At 68.9% G+C, this 5,963-nt stretch carries 6 protein-coding genes; all 6 read right to left on the bottom strand.

Annotated features, from left to right (window positions below):
- On the bottom strand, positions 1-302 hold a 302-nt coding region (locus tag DK459_RS09865; RefSeq protein ID WP_110134684.1), incomplete at its 3' end, for a DUF2946 domain-containing protein.
- 41 nt (positions 303-343) lie between these two features.
- Positions 344-1,057 (bottom strand): MgtC/SapB family protein, encoded by a 714-nt coding sequence (locus DK459_RS09870; RefSeq protein WP_006386356.1) that lies wholly within the window; start codon positions 1,055-1,057, stop codon positions 344-346.
- A 172-nt stretch (positions 1,058-1,229) separates the two neighbouring features.
- Complete coding sequence (locus DK459_RS09875) at positions 1,230-1,601, bottom strand: hypothetical protein (protein WP_024068805.1); 372 nt, start codon at positions 1,599-1,601, stop codon at positions 1,230-1,232.
- Between the two features lie 424 nt (positions 1,602-2,025).
- Positions 2,026-2,928: a c-type cytochrome gene (locus DK459_RS09880; RefSeq protein ID WP_024068806.1), complete on the bottom strand. Its 903-nt coding sequence runs from the start codon at positions 2,926-2,928 to the stop codon at positions 2,026-2,028.
- A complete protein-coding gene (locus DK459_RS09885; protein WP_110134668.1) occupies positions 2,925-4,697 on the bottom strand; it encodes a GMC family oxidoreductase in 1,773 nt (590 codons plus the stop codon). Before DK459_RS09885 ends, DK459_RS09880 begins: the two co-directional genes overlap by 4 nt.
- Positions 4,690-5,424, bottom strand: coding sequence for a gluconate 2-dehydrogenase subunit 3 family protein (locus DK459_RS09890; protein ID WP_020927604.1), 735 nt, complete (start codon positions 5,422-5,424; stop codon positions 4,690-4,692). Before DK459_RS09890 ends, DK459_RS09885 begins: the two co-directional genes overlap by 8 nt.
- Between the last annotated feature and the right edge of the window lie 539 nt (positions 5,425-5,963).

Raw genomic sequence — 5,963 nt, forward strand, 5'->3', positions numbered from 1 at the left:
GTCATGAGGGCGCTGGCCGCGATCAGCGTCGCCGGCGCGGAGGGCAGCGCCACCGCGGCCAGCATGGCGCCCATGGGGCAGGTAGCGGCCTGCGCCGCGTGGCGTTCGTCGGGCGCGTCGCCGCGCTTGGCGGGGCCGGCCACCCAGACCGGACCGGCGGCCGAGCACAACTGGATCAGCGTGCCGCCGCCCGGCGTCGCGGGCATGAAGCCCGGCGGCACCAGCGCCTTGAGCGCAAACAGCGCCAGCACCAGCCAAAGGCAGGCGGCGTTGCGGGCAAGGGGCATGAAGCGGGGGCGCATGGTCGACGCCCATTCTAGAAGGTTTTGCCGCCGCCCGGGAACTACACGGTGCGGGCGGCCCAGAAGGCGGTGCGCACGCCCGGGGCGGCGGCGATGCGGGCCGTGACGCGGTCCAGGTCCAGTTCGTCGACCGATGCCTCGCTCAGCGCGGCCTCGATCTCGACCTCGTTCTCGCCGAACTGGTCGATCTTCAGTTCGGACAGGGGCAGTTGCTCGGCCTCCAGCACGTCCTCTAGCACGGTCATGGCAGCCTGGCGCTGGTCCACGTGCGCGATGACGTGAATCACGGTCGTGACTTCGGTGGTCTGCGCATCCACCGGCTGGCGGTTGATGTGGCTGACCAGCGGCCGCAGCAACGTGTTGGCGGCCAGCACGAAGGCGGTGGCCGCCAGCGCCTCCAGGATCAGCGAGGCGCCGGCGCAGGCGCCGATGGCGGCCGAACCCCATAGCGTGGCGGCGGTGTTCAGGCCGCGGATGCTGCCGCCTTCGCGCATGATGGCGCCGGCGCCCAGGAATCCCACGCCGGACACGACGTAGGAAATCACCCGCGCGCCGCCGTCGGGACCGCCGACGCGAAAGGCCATGTCGACAAAGATCGCGGCGCCCACCGCCACCAGCGCATTGGTGCGCAGGCCCGCGGTGCGTTGGCGGTACTGCCGCTCGAAACCGACGATGGAGCCCAGCACGAATGCCGTCGCCAGGCTGATCAGGGTATTGGCCAGCGTCAGCAGCTGGATGTTTTCGAAGTTCTTCATGTTGTTGTTCTCGGATTCGGCAGGTCGCGTCGTATCGGACCGGGTCAGGGCAATTGCCAGACGGAGGCCAGCGTCAGCCCGAAGGCCACCAGCCACAGCAGCAGCAATGCAACCACCCGGGCAACGAGGAGGCATTTGTACGGGTCTTTCATGACAGTCTCCTTTCCATGGCTCAGGCGGGCAGCACGGCAATGCGGGCGCCGTCCTCGTTTTCCCAATGCACCCGGCGCACGTCGGGGCTCTGGCCCAGCCGCAGGGCGACGGCGCTGAGCAGGCCGCGCAATTGCGGCGGGCACTGCAGCGTGACCGTGGTGCTGGCGAGCTGGCCGGCCTCCTGGCGCGAGATGCGTACGTTCAGCACGCGCAGGTCGAGCGCCTGCAGTTCGAAGTACAGCTGCTTGCGCAGGGCGTTGAGCGTGTCGGCGACGCTGACGATGGTGAACTGGTAGGTGGGGGTGGCGGCGCGCGCGGCCGGGGCCGCCGGCGTCATGCCGCGCACGGCGGCGCCGCCATCCAGGAAGGGAAGGAATTTCTTGATGCGCATGGTCGTCTCCAGGGGGAGTACGGTGGAAGGTCCACATGCATGCGCCGCCAGCCGGTCGCGGCGCGGGCGCGACAAGGCCCGCGATTCGCGTCGGCAAGCTGATGGGGGAGAGGGCCGGGGCCGGTCGATGCGCGCGCGAGCGGGCTGGTGTCCGGGCCGGATGGCCTTGTCCTGGCTTTACGCAGGACTCGGCAGAAAACTCTGCGGATCCTGCGTCAAGCGGCGCAAGCAGTCGTGTATCGACTACATCCGTCGTTGTCCACAATGATCTCGGGGTGGTTGAAGGTGCCGCAATTATAAGAACGGATAAGGGAAAACACCAAGGGAAAATTCCTGTTCGACACCCCTGCGGCGGCGCGCGCGCCGCAAGCGGCGCGGCAATGGGCCGGCTGCTTGCCCGGGCCCGCCGCGCACCGCGATGGCTTCAGCGCGTGCCGGCGTAATACTGGCCCAGCGCCTCGACCTCGCTGTCGGTCAGGCGTTGCGCGAACGCCCGCATCACCCCGACGTCGTCGTTCTGTCGCGATCCGTTGCGAAAGGCGTTGATCTGGTCTGCGAAGTATTCCTTGGACTGGCCTGCCAGCCGGGGCAGCAGCGGGCCTTCGCCCAGGCCGCGCAGGCCATGGCAATTGGCGCAGGCGGGCAGGGCGCGGGTGCCGTCGCCAACCTGGTCCAGCTTGCGCGCCGCTTCGCCGCCGGCTTCGCCCACGTGCAGTGGCGGCCCGGCCAGGCTGCCGTAGTAGGCCGCCAACTGGCCGATCTCCTGCTCGCTCAACCCTTGGGCGATAGTGTTCATCAGCGGTTGCTTGCGCGTGCCCTGGCGGAAATCGGCCAATTGCTTGGCAATGTACTCGGCGGTCAGTCCCGCGAGATTGGGGAAGATGCCGCCGCTGGGGGTGATGCCGGCCTGGCCGTGGCAGGCGACACAGGCCTGCACGCCGGCGGCCGGCTTGCCGGCGGCGGCCAGTTGCTTGCCCTGTTCCGGGTCGGCGCCGCGCAGATAGCCTTCCCAGACCGGCCGTGACGCGCTGAAGTCCAGCGCGCCGCGGCCGGGCACCGGCGCGGGCGCGGCTGGCGTTGCCGCGGCGGAGGCGGGCGGGGTGGCGCCGGCCGCGGCGCGGGGGGCCTGTGTCGGCGCCGCTGTCGATGGTGATGGCGATGGCGATGCGGCCGGCGCCGCCGCCGCGGGGGCCTGGACGGCGCTGGCCCGGATGGGGCCCTCGCCGCCAGTGCCGAACATCTGGTGCAGGGTGGCGACCAGCGTGATGGCGGGCACGCCCACCATCAGCGCCACCGCGATCAGGATGCCGTTGCGATGTTCGATCATGATGACACCAGCCGCCCTGGCGAACGCAGATAGTCCGCCTTGATTTTCTCGACGGTCCAGTAGGCGGTGGCGCCTACCGTGCCCGTGGGGTTGTAGCCCGAATTCTGCGGAAACAAGGCTGCGCCCGTGACGAAGACGTTCGGCACGTCCCAGGATTGGCCGTAGCGGTTGACCACGCTGGTGGCCGGGTCGTTGCCCATCGCGGCGCCGCCGGTCAGATGGGTGGACTGGTACGCCGTGGCGGAGAACGGCCGCTTGCGAGGACCGGGCTCGGTGCGCGTGACGCCCTTCATGGCGCGGCCGATCTCGTCGCCGCGCTCGGTCAGGAACGCCGACATGCGGATGTCGTTGTCGGGAAAGTCGTAGGTGACGCGCAGGAGCGGCAGGCCCCAGGCGTCCTTGTAGGTCGGATCCAGGCTCAGGTAGCCGCCGCGCCACGGCTGGGCCGAGCCGGTGATGGTGATGTTGGCGGCGTGGTTGTAGTAGCGCTTGACCGCCTTCTTCCATTCGGCGCCCCAGGCCGGGGTGCCTTTGGGCGTGGGGTGAAAGCCGATGGGCGCGCCGCTGACCACCTGGATCTGCAGATAGCCGCCGCCGACAAAGCCATGCGGGCCATGATCGAAGTTGTCGGCGCTGAAGTCGTCCATGGTGACGGCCACGGCGCCCGCGCCCATGAACGGATTGATGTTCACCGACTCGTCGAAGAACAGGTTCACGCCCGAGGTGGTCTGGTGGGTGTAGTTGCGCCCCACCACACCCTTGTCCGTGACCGGATCGTAGGGCTGGCCGATGCCGGACAGCAGCAGCAGGCGCACGTTGTTGATGCCGAAGGCGCACAGCACCACGATCTCGGCCGGCTGGAAGATCTCGGCGCCGGCCGCGTCCACGTAGGTCACGCCGCGGGCGCGCTTCTTGTCGGGCGTCAGTTCGACCCGCAGCACGTGGGCCCCGGTGCGGATCTCGAAGGTCGGCAGCTTCAGCGCCACCGGCAGGATACAGACCTGCGGCGAAGCCTTGGCGAAATGTTCGCAGCCGAAGTTGGAGCAGAAGCCGCAATACACACAGGCGCTCATGTGCAGCCCCTCGCTGTTCACGTAGGGCCGGGTACAGAGCGCCGACGGCTGCACATAGGGGTGATAGCCGAGCTGTCTGGCGGCCTCGCCGAACAGCGCCGGCGCGTACGGCACTTTCATCGGCGGGTTGGGGTAGGGCCGCGAACGCCAGGGCTCGAACGGGTTGCCGCCTTCCTGCTTCTGCCCCTTGATGTTGCCAGCCTGGCCGGAAGCGCCGATCAGGTAGTCATAGCGGTCGAAATAGGGTTCCAGTTCGTCATAGGTGAGCGGCCAGTCCTGGCAGGTCAGTTCGGGATCGAAGATCTTCGCGCCGTAGCGTTCGGTGTAGTGGCTGCGCAGACGGAAATCGGTGGGATCGAAGCGGTAATAGGCGCCGGACCAATGGTTGCCGGCGCCACCCAGGTGGGTGCCGGGATAGGCGAATTGCCAGCGGCGCATCGGCAGCGCCTTCTGGTCGGTGTTGTTGCGGAAGGTGAAGGTCTCGGTCGCCGCGTTCTGGTGCAGTTCGTGGCGCCGCGTGTACTTCAGTTCGTCATGGACGTAGGGGCCCTGGAAGTCGGGCGAGGGCCAGCGCGCCTCGCCGCGCTCGAGCACCACCACGCGCTGGCCGACGGCCGCCAGCTCCTTGCCGATGATGGCGCCGGTCCAGCCGCCGCCGACGATCGCCACATCCACCGCGGGCAGCGTCTTAGCCATGGCCGTCTCCCGGTTTGCCCATGTGGCCGCGCGCGTTGGCGATGGAGACGGGCCTGCCGGCCCAGATCACGCCATGGCGCTCGATGTCGTTGGAAAATGACGCATAGGCGCCTGGAAAGCCCACCAGCTTCCAGCCCACCATGTCGACATTGCCGCCGTACAAGGGGTCGGAGAAGAAGCCTTCGATGGTGGCGTCCAGCAGCGCCTGGAAGAACACGTCCGATGGCAGCGGTGAAAAGTCGGGCTTGCCGGCCTGCATGTCATGCAGCCAGGCGTCCTGGCGCGCGGCGTCCAGTTCGGCATAGGGCTTGCCGTCCTGCCTGCGGGTGGCGGCGTCCAGCGCGGCCAGGCCGCGCCGGAACATCTCGGCGGGCGTGAACGACAGCTGGTAGCCTTGTTCGGGGGTGCCGCTTTCGAACGGCCCCTGGCGATAGAACTGCTCGCCCGCGCCCCAGGCGCCCGCCAACTGGCCGTCCAGGAACTGGGTCACGCCGGCTTCCTTGGCGCCCGGGCCGAGCTCGTCCGCCGGAATCAGGCGCGCGGCGATCGCGTCCATGGCAGCGGCTTCCTGCGCATTGAAGAACTTGAGCGTGCGGTTCGGCGGTTCGGCGGCGGGCGGGGAGGGCTCGGGCGCGGCCTGGGGCCGCGGGGCCCACGCGGCGCCGGGCAGGCCCACGGCCAGGGCCTTGAGCAATCCGCGCCGTCCGGAAACTGGTTGGTCGTCCATGCATCGCTCCAGCGGCGGAGCCGGCGTCCGGCGAGGCTTGCCCTGCGGCGCTGCGGCCCGCGAGGCAACGACCTCCGGAGCGTTCGGCTCCCGAGTGAAAGGGATCCCGCGACAGCATATGTGTTCGTGTGCTGAGTTTGTCACTGATTTGGGGGCCGCGACAACTGGCGCATCCGGGCCAACCCGGGTTTTTCTTCTCTTTACATTTCAGCTAATATTCAGGTTCCTGAAAGAATGAGAGCACGGCGGAACATGCGGCCCGCGTTTGCCACGGCAAGCAAGGACGGTTTCGCCATCTATGACCGACGACCCGCCTCCTAGTACGGCGCCGCTCACGCAGCGGCGCCCGGTTTCTCCTCCCTGCCGACTTCCGGCATCCGGCCGTTGCTGGCCGACTCCCCACGATTGCGCGACGGCGCCGACGCCACGCATAGGCGGACGCGCGCCGCCGGGCCGCCTCTTGCCCGCGATTCCCGCACGGGCCGCGGGCCCTGATCCCTTGCTTTCCCGTCCGTCCCTGCCGACGGCTTGCGGGCTGC

The sequence above is a fragment of the Achromobacter sp. RW408 genome (genome assembly GCF_003184165.1).
GTDB classification, from domain to species: Bacteria; Pseudomonadota; Gammaproteobacteria; order Burkholderiales; family Burkholderiaceae_B; genus Achromobacter; species Achromobacter xylosoxidans.

Bases quoted from the DNA above. Each gene is read 5' to 3' on its own strand.
- DK459_RS09870 (WP_006386356.1), bottom strand. From the start codon at position 1,057: ATGAAGAACTTCGAAAACATCCAGCTGCTGACGCTGGCCAATACCCTG.
- DK459_RS09875 (WP_024068805.1), bottom strand. From the start codon at position 1,601: ATGCGCATCAAGAAATTCCTTCCCTTCCTGGATGGCGGCGCCGCCGTG.
- DK459_RS09880 (WP_024068806.1), bottom strand. From the start codon at position 2,928: ATGATCGAACATCGCAACGGCATCCTGATCGCGGTGGCGCTGATGGTG.
- DK459_RS09885 (WP_110134668.1), bottom strand. From the start codon at position 4,697: ATGGCTAAGACGCTGCCCGCGGTGGATGTGGCGATCGTCGGCGGCGGC.
- DK459_RS09890 (WP_020927604.1), bottom strand. From the start codon at position 5,424: ATGGACGACCAACCAGTTTCCGGACGGCGCGGATTGCTCAAGGCCCTG.